This is a genomic window from Paraglaciecola mesophila KMM 241 (assembly GCF_000315015.1).
Lineage (GTDB): Bacteria > Pseudomonadota > Gammaproteobacteria > Enterobacterales > Alteromonadaceae > Paraglaciecola > Paraglaciecola mesophila.
The window spans coordinates 1-1,331 of the sequence record NZ_BAEP01000090.1; the positions used below are offsets into that span (position 1 = coordinate 1).

Genomic DNA, 1,331 nt, shown 5'->3' on the forward strand with positions numbered 1-1,331 from the left:
CTGTAGCGCAGAAACGAAAAAAGCACCCGATTAAGGTGGCTTGATTCTAAATGGAAGTCTGACGGTGTCTTCCGGCAACCGCGTTGTCTCGCAGCGCAGTTGTCGCAACGCGGTTGCCGCATGGGGGTGAAGACGGAGGCTTTTGCGAAGCGAAGCTTTGCCCGTCTGAACGACATTCATGGATGAATGGCTGGTGCGCAACACCAGGGATGGGTTGTCCTTCAGTTTTCAAGCAAAGCGCTAGAGTTGAATACCTTCGATGGGTGAAAACGGAGCTTTCTGAAGCACCACTCCAGCCGTTTGAACGACCGACATGGATGTCGGGCTGGACTCAGCTACAGGGAAGTATGACACCTAGCCGTCTACTACGTTAACAAGCTTTGGAATGTGATTGTGGCTATAGTTGATTTTTCTATAGCGCAGAAACGAAGAAAGCCACCCGGTTAAGGTGGCTTCATTCTAAATGGGAGTTTAGCGTTGTCTTCCGGCAACCGCGTTGTCTCGCAGCGCAGTTGTCGCAACGCGGCTGTCGCAACGCGGTTGCCGCATGGGGGTGAAGACGGAGGCTTTTGCGAAGCGAAGCTTTGCCCGTCTGAACGGGCAGCATGGATGCTGCACTGGAGTTAGCCCCATGGATGGGTGGCAACGAGCAGCTTGATATTTTCTCTGCCATTGCATGACATTCGATGGATTTGGTTTCTCTATATGGGGGTAGCCTTGCGCGACAGCGCTTAGGATGAAGCCACCTTATGATTGTTGTTTAGATAGCCTTTGATTTTTCTATAGCGCAGAAACGAAAAAAGCCACCCGATTAAGGTGGCTTCATTCTAAATGGGAGTCTGGCAGTGTGCTACTCTCGCATGGGGAAACCCCATACTACCATCGCCGCTAATGCGTTTCACTTCTGAGTTCGAGATGGGATCAGGTGGGGCCGCATCGCTATGGCCGCCAGACATAAACTGTTATCTATCAAGCTTGAGCTCAATAAATCAATATGTAAAAAGCTGATGCCGTTCCTGTTAAGGTCGGGCTGTAATCATCGCTAAATCTCTTTAGTCTTACTCTTGATTCAAATACTTGTCATACAAACAACGTTCAAACTTTTAAAAAGTCATTTGGGCGTTGTATGGTTAAGCCTCACGGGCAATTAGTACAGGTTAGCTTAACGCCTTGCAACGCTTCCACATCCTGCCTATCAACGTCGTAGTCTTCAACAACCCTTTAGGACAGTTAAACTGCCAGGGATGACTCATCTTGGGGCTCGCTTCCCGCTTAGATGCTTTCAGCGGTTATCGATTCCGAACGTAGCTACCGGGCAATGCTATTGGCAT

2 rRNA genes are annotated in these 1,331 nt (G+C 49.4%); both read right to left on the bottom strand.

Going from position 1 to position 1,331, the window contains the following annotated elements:
- Positions 1-837: 837 nt before the first annotated feature.
- Positions 838-953 (bottom strand): 5S ribosomal RNA (gene rrf, locus GMES_RS21965).
- Positions 954-1,126: 173 nt separating this feature from the next.
- A 23S ribosomal RNA gene (locus GMES_RS21970) occupies positions 1,127-1,331 on the bottom strand; the annotation flags it as partial.